Below are 21,134 nucleotides of genomic sequence, written 5' to 3' on the forward strand. Positions count from 1 at the left end.
TGTTTTTTACCTTGGCTAAATCAACAATGGCTCCAAGATGAACAGTGTCAGTAATATTATCGATTAGGAACCCCATTCAGATGACAAAATCCTTCAATACGTGCCTCGTCCCAATGTATCCGACCATTCAGGCGTTGGACGTCAATACACTCGAACCCGGTGAACACAAATTCTGGTTTGCGGTGGCAACCGATGCAATTGGCCACGCCCAAACTCTGCCAGTAAGAGTGTTTAAAGGTCAGCGTCCGGGCAAACGTATTGTGATTACAGCGGGCATTCATGGTGACGAGCAAAATGGTATTCTGACCGCACAAAAAATTGCCCGCGATTTAGAGGGTAAATCAATAGCGGGCTGTATTACTATTGTACCCACGGTTAATCTGTCTGGAATTGCGCGACATAGTCGGGATTACCATTCAGCAGCACCAGACAGTTCGTCGACCAACCTCAATCGTGTCTTTCCCGGCAATCCGAGCGGTGATGACGCCAGTCGCTTCGCCTTTAGTCTGTGGGAAAACCTGCTTAAACCCAATGCTGATCTGGCGATTGACTTGCATTCTCAAACCAGTGGCAGTGCCTATCCACTTTATGCGTTTGCCGATTATCGTATTGACGAAGCGATTCGTATGGCACGCTTAATTCATCCAGATGTGATTCTCAATGACCCCGGCGATCCGGGAATTTTGGAAACCGTTTATAATCGAGCCAATATTCCCTCGATTACCATTGAAGTGGGAGTAGGGCGCTACACTGAGTTAGATCTCGTTGAACGGGCCTCAACGGGTGTGTTCAATATTTTTCGTTATTATCAGTTGTTAAATGAAGCGGTGACGGAAACCAACGAGCCTTGCATTGAAGGCAAACACATTATCAGTATTCGTGCTGAACAAGGAGGGTTTGTGATTTGCCATGTTTCTCTGCTGGAAGCGGTTGAACAAGGTCACAAGCTTGCCACTCAGTATAATAGCTTTGGCGACGAAATTGAGACTTACCATTCACCGAGCGCGGGAACGGTGATCAGTCATAATGTGGAATCGGTTCGTGCCCCAGGTTCACTGGTTGTTCGGTTAATAAAGTAGAGCCTGACAGAGAACGTTTTGAAGCGTATTCGCTCGCTGATGGCAAGGTCCGAAACGGCTATTTGATGATGGTTTGAGTGAAGGCCCTTTAAAGGAAGAAGGGCCTGATATCAATTAGGCATCACCTGGGCTGTTACGTGGGGCATTCCATCCCATTGCGTTATAAACATCGTACATGATAAAGCCAAGGTACTCATGTAAAGCAAAGTCAGTGACGGCGAAGTTGTACCAAATGGGGAGCCAAGAGGGTTTTGCGGCCATATAGTCCGCTCTGACAGGCTGGGTCACGACACCAAAATGGGCAAAGTACAACTCGCCTCGTCTCAGATGCAAGCCAGATGACACAAGCACGACGTGATTGAATTGGTGGCGGTGAATTAACTCACTGGTGAATTGCGCGTTTTTCCATGTGTTAACGCTGTTTGCTTCTTGAATAATATCCTGCACTGGTACGCCGAGCCTGACCAATTGCTGTTGGTAAATCTCGGCTTCGCTAACACCATGATTTTGGGCATCACCTCCACTGACGATGATGTGGCACTCGCCCTCAGATGCGGCGCAGCTTTGGTATTGGCTCGCGGCTTCGCTGATTCTTGAAAACGAAAAAAACGCAGGCTCAAAAAATGCCCGATCATGAATCGGTTGTGTACCGGCACCGAGTAACACAATGGCGTTATTGGTTGACCAATCGATATTTGGCTTTATTTCGTAGTCAGACTGAAGGTTTTCGAGCAAATAGCGAGGTATTTCCCCCGTACCAATTAAACCAAATAACGCGACCAAACCGGTCAGGAAAAGGTATGAGGTCTTTCTCCAGCGAGCGACAAAGAAAATCAATGCGAATAAGAGTAAAAAGAGAAGAATAATAAAGCTCATGGCCAAGGTTACCTGTCGTCTAAGTTAGGTTTGATTGTAAACGCGAAGAATACACAAGAGAGAACAACCGACGGTTAAAATACAGTAATTTCTTCTGGTTTGATCCTTTACATCCATCAAAACACAACAAGATAGCTGACAAAAAACACCCAAGACAGGGCAAGTAAGACCCAGGGTAAATACCGGCGTTGAGAAAACGGCTGATGATGGGATTGCTCTGCGTTAAGGCTCTCTGTCTGTGCCGCTTGTTCACGGTTAGCGTTTTGTTTCAATAACTGTTTTTTTGCTTTATTTGCCGCTCTAGCCTGCGCTTTGTGTTGCTTTTTGTATTGGGCGATGCCTTGTTCTATTCCTTGCGCGATGAGCTTTGTCTGTTGTTTGGTCTGCCCCGGCTTTTGTGTGGCTCGGGCGATTTGCGTTGCTTCATTAATGGTTTCCGCAGAGGGGTGGGGGGTGTTTTTTGGGGCCATGTTGCTTCTTAGTTTTTAGGGTTGTTGGGGATCATACTAGAGAAATCGCATTCAAAACAGCGGCGTTTGGCCCTTCGATGTTGATACCCACCATTGTGAACCGCACTCGGGCCGCAGTCGATGGGTTTACGCTAGAGACGATAGGCGCATGATAGTAGTTCATTTTATTGAGTCGGTTTACGTCAGTGCGACAAGGGTGGCACATTATTGTGAGAGTTTCGTCTCACGAAAGGTATTTCTTTGGGGGCATTTCTTTAATCAGTGGTGTGGCACACGGTTCATCGCTACACTGGTTACCTCTTCAATAACAAGGAAACTTATCATGATTCAGCAAGGTCAATCACTGCCCAGTGTCACTCTTTCGCAACTGACCGAAGAGGGAATGGTCAACCATACAGTCGATGAATTATTCGCGAACAAACGCGTTGTTTTGTTTGCCGTTCCGGGGGCATTTACCCCAACATGTTCGGAGGAACATTTACCAGGTTATGTTGTGTTGGCGGATCAGATTAAACACGCAGGTGCTGATATTATTGCGTGTGTATCCGTGAATGATGCCTTTGTGATGCAAGCTTGGGGAGAGGCGCAAAATGCCTCTGAAATTATGATGCTAGGGGACGGTGATGCCAGTTTTACTAAGGCACTTGGGTTGGAAATGGACACCGCGACCTTTGGTGGGGTTCGTTCGCAGCGGTACGCAATGATTATTGAAAATGGGATTGTGACGCAGTTGAATGTCGAGCAACCGAGCCAGTTTGAGGCCAGCAAAGCAGAAACCCTGCTCGCCGTGCTTCAATCGATCTAACCTAGAATCCATCGGGTATCGAGCCTGACACCCGATGGGCGAACGGCTTGCAGCCACAGCAGTCAGTCGCTCATGATTTGTGAGATGCTGGAGTTTTTCCGCTGCAATGGGCTTAGAGTGTCATTGGATTGTCATCTAAACCGTGTAACGTGTCGCCGAAAGTAAAGTGGGGCCTTTACTGAGCCTCACCGTCAGTTTGAAATAGAGAATATGGCACGAGACGTTCACCCACTGGATCAGGTTATTATAAAGAAGTTGCAGAGCGTAGGTTTTATAAAAAGTGAAGCGGACGCGATTCTCAAGCGAGATGTCTATCAACTTGAATCCAATGATATTGCAAAAATTAAAAATTATGCGACTCACTTTGGTTTGAGTGCAAAAGAGCGCTTGATAGACGAGATATTGGAGCTTCGTCGTGAAGCCTTGTTGTCAAAATTGACCGAACTGTAGCGACGTATCGTGGGCGACAGATTCTCGGTCGTTCAGAACCCGCTATACCTTCCAAGCGTGCATTGAGGGCTAAAGTCACTCAAATAGGCGGTAGTGATTTTCTCGGACAGCTAACCCATGGTACTTTGAACGGTGTTCTTGGTGTAGGAGATCTCGATGGAACGCCCAACCCCCGCGTTTGCCACTGAATTTCGATGTGATGAGTTTATTTATGTGCCGATTTCGGTTGATGATGCCCGTAAGCTATTATCGGCGGTGACGAGTCCTAGCTTCCCTTCGACATTGCCACTGGCCAAAATAAAGACACTCAAGCTCGCGCAACGTTGGTGCTCGGATAGAGTGGCAGACTGGACTCAAAGTCAGGGTTTTGTTTGGAGTTGCCGGCGCAGTGTCGATTCAGTCATGGTAGGTCAGGTGACGTTGCGGGTTCAAAACCACGATTTGGCCTTGGCCTATTGGGTGGAACCGACCTACTGGGGAAAGGGGATTGCCACACAAATGTGCCATGCGTTATTGTTGCATCTTCACGCCAGTGGTTTTCACGGTAAAGTAAGGGCAGGTGTCCACATTTGGAATGATCGCAGTGCGTCTGTCTTACTCAAATTGGGTTTTACACCTTGTCTTTCAGATGAAGGTGATTCTTTAGCATTTCAGCTCAGTGTGGGCTAAGCGAGCCTTGCCCTTGGAACCGATCGGGTTGCGAACTCTGTAATAATGTTACGGTTTAAACAGGGGTTTGCGCCTTGGAGAGCTCATAGAGTAATAAGGCGGCCTGTTTAACACTGAGGACCGTTGGGTTGAAACTCTCCATATCTAATGCTTGCATCTGCTCTTGCATTTTTTCACTGCTTCCGGCATAGCCCATATCCCAATTGCCAAACGCACGTTTGTCAATAGATTGAACACCCATTATGGTCACTTGATGGTGGCGTTCATCACGTCCGATGGTCAGAAATAGGTCAGTAACTTCACTGGGTTCCCCCTCCAGAATTTGTAGAAAATACTCATTGTCATAACAAAGCATCCCTGTTAAATCTCGACTTCCATTGTTCTTACGAGCAACATCAAGAATGCCCTTGAGGTCCATCATGGTCATTTCACTGGAGGCGATACTGTAGTAAACCAAACGAATTAACTTCATATTTGTCCTTACGCGCTTGCATGCACTAACGTTATAGTAGTATCAAGTCTGGTAGAAGGGCAATCGCGTGGCTGAACTATTGTTGGTTTCACAAAGTGATGAAAATCCAACGTATTTTGAACAGATCGAATGTGATCAATGTCGAGCAATAAAACCCGCGAAAGCGTGGTTGAGAGAACATAATGTTGGTGTTGTTATTGTCAATGGGCAGGAAAAAGGGGTCGAATGGGTTGAGGAATTGGTTCCGTTTATTCGCAATAACCTAAAGAATCACTTTTTGTCCATTTGGGTGATTACGGATTCACAAGAGCAGTGGGATGGCGTAGATCGACAATTGGATGACGTACGCTACTACAGTGGTGTCAGTCTTATTGAAATAAGGCGCGAGGTGCATAAGCAGCAAGCGATAGGCAAGACGTTAGCCGAGCAGAAAGGGTATTTAAAACTGTTGGCAAAAATTAACAAGTTTAATCGATCTAAGGTGTCGGCCAACCAAGTCTTGTGTGAGTTTGTCAATGAATTGGACCAGTTCTGTAACGCCCGTCAAACTTATGTTCTCAGGCAGTCTAAACAACAAGAAAATGCTCTGATCGCTTACAAAGCGCAGCCCAACGGCTTGCTTCAGCCATCTGATGTCAATCAAGAGTTAGAAAGTGTTTGGCAACAGTACCAATCCATCAAACACCCCGACATTAAGTTTTCTGACGATCCTTCGCAGCGACATTCACTGATTTTCCCCGTTTGGATATTAGAGCGTCACTCCTGCACGATTGTGTGCCAGTTTGATCATGATCAAGCGGCTAACTTTACTTTTTCAAAAGTGAAGGTTTTGGAGGAAGCCGCGGCTCAACTCAAAATTATTTTGGAAAACATGGAATCTCAACGTCAGATGAAGCTTCATTATTCGCGCCTAAAGACATCCATGGCCGAATTAAGTATGGCAAAGGCACAACTTGTCCATTCGGAGAAGATGGCGAGTCTTGGACGTTTGACCGCGGGCATTGCTCATGAAATTAATAACCCCTTGGGGATTGCACTGGGTAATCTTTCTCCCCTGACTGACTATGTCGAAGCGATGATGAATCTGATTGGCATGCATGACGATTTTATCGCTCAATTGGAAGAGACGGGTGAGGCTGCCGTCCCCGATCAGATTGCCAATTATAAGCAAGAAAAGGATGTGTCTTTTATTCTGGAAGACCTATCATCCGTGATTTCAGATTCGAGGTCGAGTTTACTGCGAGTCAAAAGCATCGTGTCTGATTTAAGTAGTTTGTCTCAAGGAATGGAGTCTGAGCGAGAGTCATGCTGCCTAAAAGCCATCTGTGATGAAGTGGTCAAGTTGAATTTTTATGAGAATGATCTTCAGCCGCGAATCGACAACCTAATTGGCAGCGATATCGAGCTTGAATCCAATTCCGCATTACTCAAGCAAGTGTTCAGTAACCTGCATGTCAATGCGCTAGAAGCTCTAGAGATAAATTGCGATGATCCATCGATCACTTATCGTTGTGAGATTAAGCATGAGCAGCTTTATGTCACCATTGAAGATAACGGGTGTGGGATCCCTAGTGATAAAATTAATCAGGTCGTCGACCCCTTTTTTACCACCAAGCCATTAGGCGATGGGAAGGGGCTTGGGTTGACTGTAGCGTGTAATGTGGTCAATGGTCTTGGTGGCGACCTAAGCTTGGAAAGTCTTCAAGGTAAGGGCACCAAAGTGATGGTGAGCTTACCATTGAAAGCCGAACAAGGTGAGCGCGTCGGGCCAAACAGTGTTAAGGCGTGATTCAGACGACATCATTCTCTGACAATGCCCACCCGTGTTGGGGGGGACGGCGACGAGAAAGGGGCCCTAACTGGTCGGTAATATGATACGTTATCAAGACAGCCCGACGCTGGACCTTGGCCGTGGGCCTTTTGAATCGTTCGTCGTAACGTTTGCTGGAAAATCGGTTCGGCCCCCTAACTTTAAATGAAACCCAACCCTTAAAGAGCGTAAAATGTCTCGACCTTTATATGTTTTTGACTTGGATGAAACCCTGATCAATGCAGACTGTGCAATGATTTGGAATGAATTTTTGGTGGAGAAAGGCGTGGTGACTCAGCCTGACTTTATTCAAAGAGACCAGCAATTGATGGCTTCTTATGCCAAAGGTGAACTTAGGATGGAGGACTATCTCACCTTTTCTATGGCCCCATTGATGGGGATGACGACACAATACGTCGACAGATTAGTGGAAGAGTGTGTTGAAGATCATATTCTGCCAAAGCAGTTCCCTCAGGCGGTTGCTTTGATTGAAAAACTCTCACGAGACAACGTTCAAATGGTGATCATTTCTGCGAGTGTGACATTCTTAGTGGCCGCCGTAGGGCGGCGTATCGGTATCCCATCGGCTTTGGGGATTGATCTGGTGGAGCGATTGGGGTGCTATAGTGCTGATATATCCGGAGTACCAAGTTATCGCGAGGGTAAAGTGACTCGGTTGGAACAGTGGCTGCTGGCTCAGCCGACACGTTTCTCTTCGGTGCATTTTTTTACTGACTCAATCAATGATTTGCCTTTGTGTGAATACGCAGATTTCACCTATCTAGTGAATCCATGTCCGCGTTTGAAAGCGTTGACGCATCCGCCGCAGTGGACCGTACTAGAGTGGGCTGGGTGCTAAGCGGTGAGGAAACTTTTTTTGCCAATCAATGTAACGCGTGAAAGCTGAGTGCGTGTTTTCATCGTATAACTCACTAGTGATACGGTAAGGAACGGAAACGTGAGACAGTCGATTGGTTTATATTGGTACACTTGTGATCTTAGAGTGCAGGATAACAATCTACTTAATCAGGCGGCCACTGAAGTCGACGCTCTGCTTTGTTGCTACTGCTTACCTCAATGGAACGCTTTTATTCGCCATTTCTCTCAGCAACGGGCTTTCGCTTTGCAAAAGCAAGCCTTCTTGATGGAATCACTTAATGCTCTGTCAGAAAGCCTTGCCACGTTTAATCAGGCATTGATTATTTGCTCGGGGCAAGCGGAAGAGGTGCTGTCTCGTTTCATTGATCGCTATGGCATCACGCATCTATATTGTGACCGTTTTGCTGGCATCAACGAACAGCGCGTTGTCGAAAGGATAGCGGAACGTTATCCTCAGCTTACCGTTGTCCAGCAATCAGTACGGACCTTGTTTAATGATCAACGTATACCGTTTGAATTGAACGATCTTCCCCAATCCTTTACCCAGTTTAGAAAGAAAGTCGACCAGCTGCCTGTCGGCGTCGATTTTGGAATTGAGGTATTGCCCAAACCTATTGATGCTGATCTTCAAGACGAGCCTTTAGTGGAAGATATTCCAGCCTGCATATGGTTTGAAGGAGGAGAAGCGGCGGGTATAAGGCATTGTCAGCGATATTTCTCATCCTCATTGGCGAGTCAGTATAAACAAACTCGAAACGGTCTCGATGGTCGTGACTCCTCTACGAAGTTTTCTCCTTGGTTGGCTTTAGGTTGTGTCAGCCCCAAAAGAGTAGCCAGCTACCTTGCCCAATATGAACGTGATCACGGAGCTAATGAGTCCACTGGTTGGATCTACTTCGAATTATTGTGGCGCGAGTATTTTTATTGGTACGGGCGTCGGTATGGTGCCAAACTATTTCGTTTTTCGGGTTTGGGAGACGTTGCCCCTTTAACCAGTTTTTACAGCTCTAGATTCCTTATGTGGACCAATGGTAATACGCCGTTTTCAATCGTTAACGCTTGTATGAAACAGCTCAACCAAACCGGTTACTTATCAAACCGAGGAAGGCAGTTGGCAGCTAGCTGCCTCATTCACGAATTGAACATCGATTGGCGTTATGGCGCGGCTTACTTCGAAAGCCAACTGATAGATTATGATGTGGCGTCTAATTGGGGGAACTGGCAGTATCTGGCTGGAGTTGGTAGCGATCAGCGTGGATCACGGCGATTTGATCTCGAAAAGCAGGCTGAACTCTATGATCCACAAGGGCAATTTACCCAGCGTTGGAATGGTGAGAAAACGGTAAATGTCTGCCACAGCATTGATAGTGTTGATATGGTTGATTGGCCACTATCAAAGGAGATAAATGATGAGTAAAAGTACTTATTCACGACTAAGGCTAGTGCTTGGAGATCAATTGAATAGGGATCATTCTTGGTTTAGTCGAGTGGATGACTCTGTTGTTTACATTATTGCGGAGTTACACCCAGAGGTGTCATATGTTGCCCATCATATCCAAAAAGTGTGCGCTTTCTTTGCAGGCATGAAGGCGTTTACCGCCGAGTTACGCGAGCAAGGCCATCAGGTGATGTACCTAACATTGGACGAGACGGCCAGTTTCCTCAATCTCTCAGATTTCGTCACGCATTATGTCAGGCAGATAGGGGCAAGTCGGTTTGAGTATCAAAGACCGGACGAATATCGCCTATTGCAGTCATTGGAACAAGTGGTCATTGACGGGATAGAGATAGTGCAAGTCGACAGCGAACACTTTTTGTTGCCTTATGCGGACATTGCGGATTTTTTTCCTCGCGGTAAACACATCATCATGGAGCATTTTTACCGCAAGATGCGAAAACGCTATTCCATTTTAGTGGAAGGTGATAAACCCATCGGGGGGCGATGGAATTTTGATGCGAGCAATCGGCATAAGCTTAAGGCTGCGGATCTCGATGATATTCCAGAACCGCTTTTATTCGCGACGGATGTCAATGATACGTTGGAGGCTTTAAAGCGTCATAATATCAAGACAATAGGTACGTTATCCGGACCACTTGTCTGGCCGATTAACCGCAATCAAAGTCTCAATCTATTGGCTCATTTTTGTCATGTTTGTTTGCCAAAGTTTGGACGATTTCAGGATGCAATGACGCAGGGGCATAAGGCAAAGTGGTCGCTTTACCACAGTCGACTGTCATTCTCGCTGAACACCAAAATGCTCAGTCCAATAGAGGTGATAGAGACCGCCTTATCGGCGTTTACATCGAATACAGATATTGATCTTGCCCAGATTGAAGGGTTCATTCGCCAAATTCTTGGCTGGAGGGAATACATTCGCGGCGTATACTGGGCAAATATGCCAGAATATCGCGATCGAAATCATTTTTCTGCGCAGAGAAACTTGCCAGATTTTTTCTGGTCCGGCGCCACTAAGATGTCGTGTATGCGTGAAGCGATTGGGCAGTCACTGAGCCATGGCTATGCCCATCATATTCAACGTCTGATGGTGACGGGTAATTTTTGCTTGCTGAGCGATATTGATCCAAAGCAGGTTGAAGCTTGGTATCTCGGCATCTATGTTGATGCGATCGAGTGGGTAGAGATGCCAAACACGAGAGGCATGGCCTTGTTTGCAGACGGTGGCATTGTTGGAACTAAGCCTTATGCTGCGAGTGGCGCTTACATCAATCGGATGAGTGATTACTGTAAAGGCTGTTATTACGACCACAAGCAAAAGGTGGGTGAGAGAGCTTGTCCGCTCAACAGTCTGTACTGGCGTTTTATGCATACACACCGTGAAATGTTGAGTCGCAACCCACGAATCGGTGTCATCTACCGCTCTTGGGATAATCTTGACGAGCCTACTCAGGAGAGTATTTTGGCCACGGCCAACGATTACCTTGAGCGTATTGAACAACTCTAGACCCACTGAATGGGCGGATCTGTCAGGCTTGTCCGGTGGGTGTAAAAATTGATTCAGTGCTAAAAAATCGTGCGGGGTTTTACAGCGAATTGCATTATGATGATGGTCTGTAAAACTGCCCTAATCCCATTATTATGTTTGCTGAATGGATAACAACCGAAGCACTAATTGCTGCCTTTTTGATTTTTCTGGGTTCTTTTGTCCAGACTGCTATTGGATTTGGGCTGGCCATTGTAGCGGCGCCCTTACTGTTTCTTGTCTCGCCAGTGTATGTGCCGGCTCCTATTTGTCTGGTGGCGTTGTATATTTCTATTCTTAACGCTTTAAAACACCGAGACAGTGTTGAAATCGGTGGGCTTAAAATGGCATTGATTGGCCGTGTACCCGGCTCAGTCGCTGGCGGTTTGCTTCTGGTCATGGTATCGACGGATATCCTCGCGTTATGGCTCGGGGCTCTGGTGCTGTTTGCTGTCGTTGTTAGCTTGTTACCGTTTCGAATTGAGCCGACGCCAGTGAGAATGAGCGTAGCAGGGTTTTTCTCTGGTTTTTTTGGTACCAGCTCAGGCATTGGTGGGCCGCCCATGGCGTTGTTGCTGCAGCATCAGGAAGCCAATCAATTGCGAGGCAACTTGTCCGCGTTTTTTGTGTTCAGTTCGGTCATGTCTTTACTTGTCCAGATGCCTGCTGGTTTTCTCTCATGGCACCACCTTTGGATAAGTGTGCCTTTGTTACCGGCTTCTTGGCTTGGCTATCGGTTAGCGCTGGTCACGACTCAGAGTTTACCCAAAGAAAAAATTCGTATTGCCGCGTTGTTATTATGCAGTGTTAGCGGTGCAACCGCGGTCTGGCAAGGGTTAATGTAGACCCATTTTAAGGTATTCATCTTGGGTTAAGGTGTCGCGAGGATACTGTGTGCCTTGGGGTTGGATGCAGTGCCCGAATGAAAAAAGCGTTTGAGCGAGGTTGATTCAGTGTTCTGGCGATGCACTCCAACATGCATACCGATGTCATACATCCCTATACGTTGAACACGACGAATGAAGGTTCAACAAATGTTTTTGCAGGAGAAATACAAAATGATAAAAACAATCGGTAACCTCATTTGGTTTTTGTTTGGGGGCGTATTTATGGGCTTGATGTGGTGGTTATTTGGCCTGATTGCCTTTATTAGTATTGTCGGGATTCCATGGGGCAGGGCCTGTTTTGTTATTGGAAAATTTTCGTTTTTTCCCTTTGGCCACGAGGCCATTGCACGCGATGAACTGACTAACGAAGAGGATATCGGTACGGGTTCATTGGGGTTTGTTGGTAACGTTATTTGGTTTATCTTTGCGGGTTTCTGGTTGGCGATTGGCCATATTCTTTCAGCGGTAGCGTGTTTTGTGACGATTATTGGTATTCCATTTGCGCTTCAGCACCTTAAACTTGCTGTTATTTCGCTTGCTCCAATCGGTAAAACGATTGTGGCAAAAGAACAAGCCGCTCGTGCTCGGTATTCCGACTAGTCATCCAAATGCTTAACTCCTGACTCTCGCGAGGCTTCTGCCCGATGTGTGTTTTTAGCCTCAACTTAATCGAGAAGGCATGGAATTAGCCATGCCCTCTCTCCGTGGGCAATTACCCTAATTTTTCGCTGTTTTGGGTGGCCATGGTCGCTGTGGTGCGCTGAATTTTGGTTCACCGAGCAAAGGGCTAGATAAGGCATAAAAGCCGTGATTGGTGAATAACCAAAACAAGTTGCGATCGTATTCTACATACACGGAGTGAGACAAATTCCCCATTGCGTAACTGGCGACTTTGTCGGGTGCGAATGGCGGGACGAAATACGCGGCAATATGCGGCTTGTTTGGATCAGAAACGTCAAATACCTGTAAACCGGCATTGTAAAAGTTGTAAGGCAATAGATCTTTTCGAGCGATACCTGGCTGGTGGTAAGCGCCGGTGCGTTTAGGCCCAAAACTCCCTCGGCGTTGGCAGAAATCGGTGAATTTTGCGCTTTCTGGGGGGGTAGGTCTGGGCATGACACCCTTGGAAATGGGGTTCTTGGGATCAGAGACATCGATAATATGAATGTCTTTGTAGGGCTCATAACAATCTTCGTTGAGTGGGTAACCACTGTAATACACTAACCCAGACTCTTTGACCTGAGAGACGTCGACAAAATCCCCTTCGGTTCCAGCGATATTGGGTGGGAACTTTAAATTACCTACAACCTTCATATTACTAGGGTCGCGGACATCGATGACATAAAAGCCCAAACCACCCATGGCGGCATAGCCGTAGTCGGCCTGCTTATCATGCAGAAAAAGTGACATTCTTGCCCCCATCCACGATGTGCGATTGCCCGCTCGGGCGTCGGCCTTATAAACCGCTTCGTGTTCAGCATCACCAATGATTTGGCCGGGCACAGACAAGACATCAAGTAAACGTGGGTTGGTGGGATCAGACATATCCCATGCTTGATAGCCCGCACTGTAGAGATCATTAGGGTACTCTGTCAGCCCATATCGTTTGTCCGGCGCGGCGGCAACATACATAATGCCATCACCATTATAGGTTGGAATATCCCGTACTCCAGAGCCTTGTTGTTGGCCAATGGGCGCATCTGGGTGAAGAATGTCCGTGGTGCGCTCGGCGAGCAAGGTCCAATCTTTAGGCAAAGGCCCTTTCATGGCGTAGACTTTGAACCCTTTAAGGTGCGGGCTTTGCCGAATGGCTTTAACTTTGTCTGGCTGACGGTATTTATCTTTGAGTAAGCCAAAACGACGGACTTCATACGCTTGAACCATGACGTAGCTTTGCTGATGATCACTCCACTGAATTGATGCTGCGCCCATCATTTCGCCTTCGGCGAAAGGGTTCTGTGGTTCGCCGCTGCCTGATTTCCCCCACGTATGACCTTTGGTTAATAAAAGCGTTGCGGCTTTAGGGTCGGTAATATCAAAGATTTTTAGGTCGCTTCTAACATATTGATAGAGGTAGCGTTTTCCATCGAAGTCGATGATATTTTGCCACGTATGAAACGGCTCCACTTGGATCGGATAATAGGCTTCTACCCGCATATTTTTGATGTAGCTATTTGTATCCCAGTCACTCATCTGCCCGGAAAATGGGTGGGGCTGATGAGACTCAGGAGCTGCTGTGGGGTGTTGAAAGGAGCCGTCAGATTGCATGCCATAACTGTCTAAAGCGGGGGGCATAGGTGCCCTATCTGGTGACAGGCTAACTTGTTTTTTGACTTCGTTATCCTCAATATCCACCGGTGTGTTTTGGCTGATATCCCATGGGCTGGCGGCATAACTGTTGCCAGCCAAAATGGTGGTTAACAGTAAGCTGATGCGACCGAAACTTCCTTTAAACATGTGTTTGTCCAAATAGTAATGTTAGTCCAAGAGTGTAACGGGAAAGCAAAAGGGAAAAAGCGAGGCACTTCGCTCTACATACGCCGATTGTTTTTCATTTTCTCATTAGCGTGTCTTAATCACTCCCTGCGACTGACATTGTTAAATTACACCAGTGAGTCAAGAACTCCCCACAAACCGGATCACAGTGTCAGGATGTGTCATGCGGTAAAATGCAGGGGATACATCGAGTTTTAGAGGAGCCGTCGATGAACCTCAACCCTTCCCCCCTCGTTGCGACATTGCTCTGTGCGGTATCTTTGGTCAGTCATTGTTTTGCCCAAGATCTGCGTCACCTAGCCAGTTTTGGCGATAGCCTATCGGATGTCGGCAATAAGAATACGATGTCTCAAGTCATCAATCAGGCAACGAGTGGGGCCGTTAAGATCTCGGCAGGGCCGCCCAATTTTATTGGTCGAGCCTCTAACGGCAAAGTGTGGACTGAGTATCTTAGCGAGTTTTTATCACTGCCACCTTCTATTCCTGCGCGTGCTGAGCAACGCACGGTTGCGGTGGCAAAGGTACAAAGTACTCAACGGAGGTTTACGATTGGAATTCCTGCACAGTCAGGAAACAATTGGTCGGTGGGTGGAGCAAAGGCAGAAAGCCACTATTTTTTCAATCTGGTGCTCAGTGACGAGGTAGAGTCAATTTCAGGTGCGCATGTGTTCCCTAATTCAGCCCAGCAGATTGACAATCGGTTATCAACACACGGGATGTTCAACGCCGATACGCTGGTGACGTATATGATAGGCACCAACAATTTATGGTATACGGTTTATGGTGATTTAGGGCAAACGGGTCAAGAGGCTGCTGAACTCGCGTTGAAGGATATCCGCACCTTACTTGATCATCGCGTCGCGCATCTTGTGGTGGCGAATATTCCCAATTTCACCTCCGCTCCTTGGCTTTCTGAGAATAAATTGGCCACGAGTCGATTCATCAATGAGTTTAACCTCACCCTCAAGCATCGCCTGAAGGCTCTGGCGTATGCTTATCCGCAAACCAATATATATTGGGCAGACGCATTTTTGTTGTTTAATCAGGTGATAGACAGCGTCGAAAAAAAAGGTTGGTATAAAGATAAGGTGACAGGAATTACGATCACTAATACGCAAGAGCCAGCGTACAACCAAAATACGGGAAAAGTATCGACAACCGCTGATCAATATCTGTATTGGGACGGTCTTCACCCAACCACTGGCATGCATAAGTTGTTTGCTCGTTACGTCGCCGATAAAGTTAATCGCCATGAGTCGCTATAAATCACCATGACCCACTATCAGGGAGGCCGTCATTTTTCGTCGTATTGCGATCGTTGTGAACTCTTTTATGTGCGTTTAATGATTTAAAATCAGCTGAGTCAGCAATATTACATCACATGAGCTTACTTCATAATATAATTATCACACTATTTTGAATATATATGTAAGACACAAGGCAGTCTTACCATGTTTAGAGTGTTTCAGTCTTTATGTTTTGGGTATTTATTGTTCTTTTTGATTAAAAAATAAGTGCTAATATTGGCCTTTTTTGATGAAAGTTATGATGAGATAGTGATTTCAAGTGACTGATTTGTATATGACAAATTGACCGATTTCTTAATTTTTAGTTTAATGGAGACAGGGTTGGTTAAAAAGTAGCCGCTTATTTTATGATCATCGCAATAAATTCATTATATATTGTGCACCTCTTTGATTAATTAAATAATTATTGTGAATGTTGGGGATTATTCTCAATTGTTAATGTTATGTTTCTTTTAGCACTTGTTAAAGTGCCATGATAAGGAGAATCATAATGAAAATAGACAAGCGTCTTTTGGCAGTAGCCGTTGCGAGTGCGATATCACTATCCGCTCACGCCGGTGAGTCAGTTTATCTAAGCAAACCAATCAACTTTACATCCTTCTCTGGGCTGAACTCTCAGCTTGGTGTCGACAACGCAACCAGCTTCAAAATGGTCAAAGAAGTGAATCTGGAAAAGCGTGGCATTCACAAGGTGAAGGTTCAACAAAACATCTGGGGTGTGCCTGTATGGGGGCATTATCTCAATGCGACACAATCTGCACGTGGCGGAGCTTTGAAAGCCGTTCAAGGTAACTACGTCAAAATGACAGGTGTCGACCGCTCGTTTATAAAACCTTCCCTGAATCGTTCTCAGGCGCTAGCGTTAGCGAGCAAAGATCTTACCAAGGGTATCACCGCGACGCCATCAATGAGAAATGCTCAGGATAAGCTGTACGTTTATCAAGATGGTGGCAAAACACGTTTGATTTATGTCGTGTCATACTTGATTGAAGGTAAGGAACACCCTTCACGTCCGTTCACAATGCTGGATGCCCACAGTGGCGAAATTATTGATCGTTGGGAAGGTATTGCACATGCTCAAATTGGTACAGGTCCTGGTGGAAACGAGAAAACAGGAATGTACGAATACGGTACGGACTACCATTTTCTAGATGTTACCGAGAATGGTACTGAATGTATCATGGAATCTGAAAATGTCGTCACTGTTGACCTCAATGGCGGGACCTCTGGTTCAACGCCTTATGCCTACGAATGTCCGCGTAACTCCCACAAAGAAATAAATGGTGCATTCGCGCCTCTCAACGATGCCCATTACTTTGGTAATGTCGTGTTCGATATGTATAAGGACTGGTTTGAGACCGCACCATTGACCTTTAAACTGCAGATGCGTGTTCACTATGGTAATGCGTATGAAAATGCGTTTTGGGATGGTGAAGCGATGACATTTGGGGATGGTGCAACAACCTTCTACCCTCTTGTCAGTCTGGATGTTTCGGCTCACGAAGTCAGCCATGGCTTTACCGAACAGAATTCAGGTCTGATTTATGCCAATCAGTCGGGTGGTATGAATGAAGCCTTCTCCGATATTGCTGGTGAAGCCGCAGAGTATTACATGAAAGGCACCAATGACTGGATGGTTGGCCGTAATATCTTTAAGGCCGATGGGGCGTTGCGTTACTTCGATGACCCATCACGTGATGGATCTTCTATCAACCATGCGTCTGAATATTACGATGGGCTCAATGTTCACTATAGCTCTGGTGTCTTCAATAAAGCCTTCTATCACCTATCCACAACCCAAGGGTGGGATACCAAGAAAGCATTTGAGCTGTTTGTACTTGCCAACCAGATTTACTGGGCGGAAGACAGCAACTATTGGCAAGGTGCATGTGGTGTCAAGAATGCGGCGAGCGATCTAGGGTACAGCACGGAGGATGTTATCGCGGCCTTTGATGTTGTTGGTGTAGAGCCTTGTGCTGAGCCACCACTGCCACCGGAGCCAGAGTATCAGAGTCTTGAAAACGGTCAGCCTGTTACCGTCGCTGGCGGTACGGGGTCGAAAACGTACTTCGATATTGCAGTACCTGAAGGTAAAGACAAACTGACAGTTGAACTTGAAGTGGCCACAGGTGATCCAGATATCTACATTGGTTTGGATTACGCACCAAATGGTCAGGAAAACATCTGTAAGAGTGAGTCAGTGACCAACGAAGTTTGTGTGATTGAAAACCCTCAAGCGGGTCGTTACACCATCAACGTGTTTGGTTATTCTGAATACGCAGACGCCAACCTGAAAGCGTCGTTTGATACGGGTAGCACTAACGTACCGCCTGTCGCCTCATTTAATCATGTGGTTAATGAAAAAACCGTTAGCTTCACGAGTACCAGTAGTGATAGTGACGGTGAGATCGTTTCTTACCAATGGGATCTTGGCGACGGCAACGCGAAAACAGGTGCAGCGGTTAGCCATACGTATGCGACTGCCGGAGACTACGTTGTGACCTTGACGGTAACAGATGATGCAGGTTCTGCGACGTCAACCAATAAGACCATCAAGATTGAAGACGCTGTGACGGATGCGTTCCCGCTCAAATTGAGATTTGGTGACAAACAACCAAATGGCAAAGCGCGGGTTAAATTAGCATGGGAATACGCGACAGACGACTACTTTGTCGTTAAGCGTAATGGCAAGGTTGTCGGAGCGACTGAGTTCAGTTCTTATGTTGATAAGTTCCGTCACAATGGAACCATAGATGTCGAGTATCAGGTCTGTACTTCTGGTGACATTTGTTCTGAAACCAAGCGTTATCGCTTCTTAAAAGCAAACTAATTGGCTTTGCTACAGGGCTCCAATCGGAGCCCTTCTTTCTATCAACTCAAAAAAACAAAGGAAAGGCATTCTCCTATGAAAATCTCATTTTTGGCTTTAGCTCTCTTTGGCAGTACGTCCGCTTTTGCTGCGACATCATCAATTGATGTGAAAGGGGAAGATGTTTGGATCACCACCGATGCTGATGCACAGCATCTTATTACCCAGCATGGAGCAACCATTTTGGGTGGCTTTGCGGCTTCGCCAAATGCGGTTGTGGCGAAAATCAATGATAAGCAATTGGCAGCGCTATCGAGCCATATGCACGACGAAAAGCATCGTTGCGGCGGCTATATGGTTCACCCTGATAAGGCGACTGCAATGAAAGCAGCGGCGATGCCGTTAAGCTTGAGCTCTTTTGAGAAACCTGTGATCAGCCATCCAGAAACGGTCAATTCACTGATTGCGCAGGTTGAACCAAATAACATGGTGACCACCATTGAAAACTTGACCAGCTTTACTAACCGTTTCTATACCACCTCTACGGGTATTGCTGCATCAGATTGGCTGTATGATCGTTGGAGCGAGGAAATCAAGGATGTCTCGTATGCCTCTGCTCGTCAAATTACTCACAGCGAGTACCCACAGAAATCTGTTGAGGTAACTCTGCTTGGTGCGAAACACCCACAAGAAATTGTAGTGGTGGGTGGCCATCTCGACTCCACGGTCGGTTCGTGGACCACGGAGGGAACGATTTCTCCGGGAGCGGATGATGATGCTTCAGGTATTGCGACGGTGACAGAGTCATTACGCCTGATGATTGCAAGTGGTATTCAACCCGATCGTACCATTAAGTTCTATGGGTATGCCGCAGAAGAGGTGGGCCTGAGAGGTTCGCAAGACATTGCGCAAACACTGAAGAATGAAGAAGCCAAGGTGATCTCAGCCCTTCAACTGGATATGACCAACTACAATGGTTCAGCGCATGACATCACTTTTATCAATGATTATACGGACAGCAACTTGACGGAGTTTCTGAGCGAACTGATTGATACTTACGCAAGCGATATCACTTATGATTTTGATCGCTGTGGGTATGCTTGTTCGGATCATGCCTCTTGGCATAATGCAGGCTATCCTGCCGCGATGCCGTTTGAAAGTATGTTTAGTGATTATAACTCCAATATTCATACCGAGCACGACACCTTAGAAAACTCTGACCCTACGGCAAGCCATGCCACAAAATTCGCGAAACTGGCGATCGCTTACTTGGTTGAAACCAGCCTAGATGATGCCGATTCACCCGCGACTCAATTAGAAAATGGGATACCAGTTGAAAATCTCTCTTCGGGCTATTTTGATGAGCAGATGTTTGTCTTTCGTACTGCGGAGGCGGGTCAAGTCACCATTACAATAACAGGTCCCAATAGCGGCGACGCTGATCTGTATGTGAAATATGACGGTGCTGTTTCTCAAACAGACTACGATTGCCGTCCGTTCCAGAACGGTAGCAATGAGCAGTGTGTGTTTAACAAGCCAGCAGGTGAGTTTAACATTATGCTGCGGGGTTATCGTAATTTTGATGAAGTCGATATCGTTGCCAGCTTTGAACCTGACAACGTTCAAGATAAACAGTAGTCAATATGCTGAACAAGCCCACGCAAGTCGTGGGCTTTTTATTTAGTGGAGCCTCATTGTGTGAGGTCAAGCTCTACCCTTCTTTTACCAACAATTGCATTAGGTGCCCAGTGAATTGGAAATGCCCGTGAAAGGCCAAGTGACTCAATGGTTGTTTAACCACCAGCGACTGTGATATTGCCCAAAAAGACAATGGTGAGATATTGATTGGCTCGACGACAGAGGAACGGGGGTTGAGACCACTAACGATATTAAGCAAATGAAAGAGCTAGGTTTAGGGGCAATGAAGTCGATACCTAAGTTGAAAGATATGAATATTAGGCGCTGTTGGTCGGGGCTTAGACCCGGCTCTCCGGACGAATTGCCAATTTTAGGTGCCGTTCCAGACGTCGATGGATACCTCAATGCTTGTGGGCACTTTCGAACAGGGGGGCTGACTTCCGCAATCACCGAACAGATTTTGGATGAACTCGTGAGGGAAGTCCCTACGTGTGTCGATCTCTCGCCCTTTTCTTATCAGCGCTTTCTCAACCGTAATGGTGAGATGATTGGGAATGACCAGCTTGAACACACCTTATAGCAACAAGGTGGATATTTATTGATAATCCTTGTTAGCCAGCGTCGTGCGCTGGCTTTTTTATAGAGGGCACTGGATGAAGGTGAGGAATTCGCGGTGGTGAGCTGACATGGAACTCTTGTCAGTGATCGACAAAAGGTTATGCTGATTTCAATTACGCTCTGGTCGTTGTTACTGATATCATTCGTCCATGAGTCGCTCAGATTAAACGAAGATAAATAAGATGAAAAAACGTTTCCTCCCCATCCCCTTGATTCTCTTGATCCCCATTCTACTTTTAATCGTTGTCACCTTAGCTGGCATTTACCGATTCAGTCTGTCAGATGAAGAGATTAGAGCGAAGTTCCCTAACCATTCTGGACGTCATAACGAAGTCATGTTTTCTGCATTTGGCCTTAGAACGACCAATCCTTGGACCATCAAAGTACCTGAGACTCAGGCTTTCACTTTTATTGACGAGATCGATGTGGAATCAGGTCATGCTAGTGGCCAATATGAAGATGGAGAAGAGCGGGGAGACGTGGACATTGATATGGCGACGTTAGTACAGGTCGACCCTGCTCGATGGGTGGCCATCATGACGGTCTCAAATCAGGGAAGTGGCGTCTTTTACTATATGACCAGTTTTGCCTATGATCAATTTAGGAAACGAATGATATCAGAGCAGGCCATATTGCTCGGGGATCGCATCGTATTTGAAAAGCTTGAAGTAAACGCCAACCGAATCGAGGTGACGATTCACAAACGTGATGTTGGTCAACCCATGTCACAAGAACCTTCAAATATGACGACTATACTGTTTGAGTTAAGTGAACAGGAAAATCTCCGGCAGCTCAATTAACCATGAGGCGCTGCCCCGTTTTTCTGTGGTGCGCCAATAACTTGTCATCTAGGCTGATGCGCAACAAAACGGATGGATACTAATTTTA

19 protein-coding genes are annotated in these 21,134 nt (G+C 46.3%); 15 read left to right on the forward strand and 4 right to left on the reverse strand.

Annotated elements, in window-relative coordinates; all coding sequences use genetic code 11:
• Positions 1 to 80 precede the first annotated feature (80 nt).
• Positions 81 to 1,079 carry a succinylglutamate desuccinylase/aspartoacylase family protein gene (locus HLM86_RS08020; RefSeq protein WP_076588525.1) on the forward strand — a complete coding sequence of 333 codons (999 nt, stop codon included), beginning with the start codon at positions 81 to 83 and terminating at the stop codon, positions 1,077 to 1,079.
• 114 nt (positions 1,080 to 1,193) lie between these two features.
• Here HLM86_RS08020 and HLM86_RS08025 read toward each other — a convergent pair whose 3' ends face one another.
• Both HLM86_RS08025 and HLM86_RS08030 read right to left on the reverse strand, forming a co-directional pair.
• Entirely contained in the window at positions 1,194 to 1,955 is a 762-nt protein-coding gene (locus HLM86_RS08025) for a YdcF family protein (protein WP_170882556.1), read from the reverse strand.
• 116 nt (positions 1,956 to 2,071) lie between these two features.
• Positions 2,072 to 2,425: a DUF2956 domain-containing protein gene (locus HLM86_RS08030; RefSeq protein ID WP_170882557.1), complete on the reverse strand. Its 354-nt coding sequence runs from the start codon at positions 2,423 to 2,425 to the stop codon at positions 2,072 to 2,074.
• 322 nt (positions 2,426 to 2,747) lie between these two features.
• On the opposite strand from HLM86_RS08030, the gene HLM86_RS08035 reads away from it, so the two are divergent.
• The 3 genes from HLM86_RS08035 (at position 2,748) to HLM86_RS08045 (ending at position 4,349) form a co-directional block, all read left to right on the forward strand.
• A complete protein-coding gene (locus HLM86_RS08035; protein WP_076588530.1) occupies positions 2,748 to 3,230 on the forward strand; it encodes a peroxiredoxin in 483 nt (160 codons plus the stop codon).
• A 210-nt stretch (positions 3,231 to 3,440) separates the two neighbouring features.
• Positions 3,441 to 3,680, forward strand: a complete 240-nt coding sequence (locus tag HLM86_RS08040) for a hypothetical protein (RefSeq protein WP_076588532.1) — start codon at positions 3,441 to 3,443, stop codon at positions 3,678 to 3,680.
• Between the two features lie 156 nt (positions 3,681 to 3,836).
• Positions 3,837 to 4,349 carry a GNAT family N-acetyltransferase gene (locus HLM86_RS08045; RefSeq protein WP_076588534.1) on the forward strand — a complete coding sequence of 171 codons (513 nt, stop codon included), beginning with the start codon at positions 3,837 to 3,839 and terminating at the stop codon, positions 4,347 to 4,349.
• Between the two features lie 55 nt (positions 4,350 to 4,404).
• Here HLM86_RS08045 and HLM86_RS08050 read toward each other — a convergent pair whose 3' ends face one another.
• On the reverse strand, positions 4,405 to 4,821 hold the full coding sequence (locus HLM86_RS08050; RefSeq protein ID WP_076588536.1) for a BLUF domain-containing protein: 417 nt from the start codon (positions 4,819 to 4,821) through the stop codon (positions 4,405 to 4,407).
• 67 nt (positions 4,822 to 4,888) lie between these two features.
• Between HLM86_RS08050 and HLM86_RS20415 the strand changes: the two genes are divergently transcribed.
• The 6 genes from HLM86_RS20415 (at position 4,889) to HLM86_RS08080 (ending at position 11,978) form a co-directional block, all read left to right on the forward strand.
• Positions 4,889 to 6,610, forward strand: coding sequence for a sensor histidine kinase (locus tag HLM86_RS20415; RefSeq protein ID WP_170882558.1), 1,722 nt, complete (start codon positions 4,889 to 4,891; stop codon positions 6,608 to 6,610).
• Positions 6,611 to 6,824: 214 nt separating this feature from the next.
• Positions 6,825 to 7,490, forward strand: coding sequence for an HAD family hydrolase (locus tag HLM86_RS08060; RefSeq protein WP_170882559.1), 666 nt, complete (start codon positions 6,825 to 6,827; stop codon positions 7,488 to 7,490).
• A 99-nt stretch (positions 7,491 to 7,589) separates the two neighbouring features.
• The gene (locus HLM86_RS08065; RefSeq protein ID WP_170882560.1) at positions 7,590 to 8,927 is read left to right on the forward strand and encodes a DASH family cryptochrome; all 1,338 of its coding nucleotides are present in this window, start codon (positions 7,590 to 7,592) and stop codon (positions 8,925 to 8,927) included.
• Positions 8,920 to 10,473: a cryptochrome/photolyase family protein gene (locus tag HLM86_RS08070; protein ID WP_170882561.1), complete on the forward strand. Its 1,554-nt coding sequence runs from the start codon at positions 8,920 to 8,922 to the stop codon at positions 10,471 to 10,473. The genes HLM86_RS08065 and HLM86_RS08070 overlap by 8 nt, the downstream gene beginning before the upstream one ends.
• 134 nt (positions 10,474 to 10,607) lie before the next feature.
• Positions 10,608 to 11,336 carry a sulfite exporter TauE/SafE family protein gene (locus HLM86_RS08075; RefSeq protein WP_170882562.1) on the forward strand — a complete coding sequence of 243 codons (729 nt, stop codon included), beginning with the start codon at positions 10,608 to 10,610 and terminating at the stop codon, positions 11,334 to 11,336.
• 213 nt (positions 11,337 to 11,549) lie between these two features.
• The gene (locus tag HLM86_RS08080) at positions 11,550 to 11,978 is read left to right on the forward strand and encodes a YccF domain-containing protein (RefSeq protein ID WP_170882563.1); all 429 of its coding nucleotides are present in this window, start codon (positions 11,550 to 11,552) and stop codon (positions 11,976 to 11,978) included.
• 117 nt (positions 11,979 to 12,095) lie between these two features.
• On the opposite strand, the gene HLM86_RS08085 is transcribed toward HLM86_RS08080, so the two are convergent.
• Positions 12,096 to 13,835: an LVIVD repeat-containing protein gene (locus HLM86_RS08085; protein ID WP_143678186.1), complete on the reverse strand. Its 1,740-nt coding sequence runs from the start codon at positions 13,833 to 13,835 to the stop codon at positions 12,096 to 12,098.
• A gap of 248 nt (positions 13,836 to 14,083) precedes the next feature.
• Between HLM86_RS08085 and HLM86_RS08090 the strand changes: the two genes are divergently transcribed.
• The 5 genes from HLM86_RS08090 (at position 14,084) to HLM86_RS08110 (ending at position 21,046) form a co-directional block, all read left to right on the forward strand.
• Positions 14,084 to 15,139 (forward strand): SGNH/GDSL hydrolase family protein, encoded by a 1,056-nt coding sequence (locus HLM86_RS08090; RefSeq protein WP_076588547.1) that lies wholly within the window; start codon positions 14,084 to 14,086, stop codon positions 15,137 to 15,139.
• A 532-nt stretch (positions 15,140 to 15,671) separates the two neighbouring features.
• The gene (locus tag HLM86_RS08095; protein ID WP_170882564.1) at positions 15,672 to 18,011 is read left to right on the forward strand and encodes a M4 family metallopeptidase; all 2,340 of its coding nucleotides are present in this window, start codon (positions 15,672 to 15,674) and stop codon (positions 18,009 to 18,011) included.
• A 75-nt stretch (positions 18,012 to 18,086) separates the two neighbouring features.
• Positions 18,087 to 19,628 carry a M28 family metallopeptidase gene (locus HLM86_RS08100; RefSeq protein ID WP_076588550.1) on the forward strand — a complete coding sequence of 514 codons (1,542 nt, stop codon included), beginning with the start codon at positions 18,087 to 18,089 and terminating at the stop codon, positions 19,626 to 19,628.
• Between the two features lie 259 nt (positions 19,629 to 19,887).
• The gene (locus HLM86_RS08105) at positions 19,888 to 20,208 is read left to right on the forward strand and encodes an FAD-dependent oxidoreductase (RefSeq protein ID WP_290313369.1); all 321 of its coding nucleotides are present in this window, start codon (positions 19,888 to 19,890) and stop codon (positions 20,206 to 20,208) included.
• A gap of 220 nt (positions 20,209 to 20,428) precedes the next feature.
• A complete protein-coding gene (locus HLM86_RS08110) occupies positions 20,429 to 21,046 on the forward strand; it encodes a hypothetical protein (protein ID WP_076588552.1) in 618 nt (205 codons plus the stop codon).
• Positions 21,047 to 21,134 lie beyond the last annotated feature (88 nt).

The sequence above is a fragment of the Vibrio ostreicida genome, from assembly GCF_013074385.2.
Lineage (GTDB): Bacteria > Pseudomonadota > Gammaproteobacteria > Enterobacterales > Vibrionaceae > Vibrio > Vibrio ostreicida.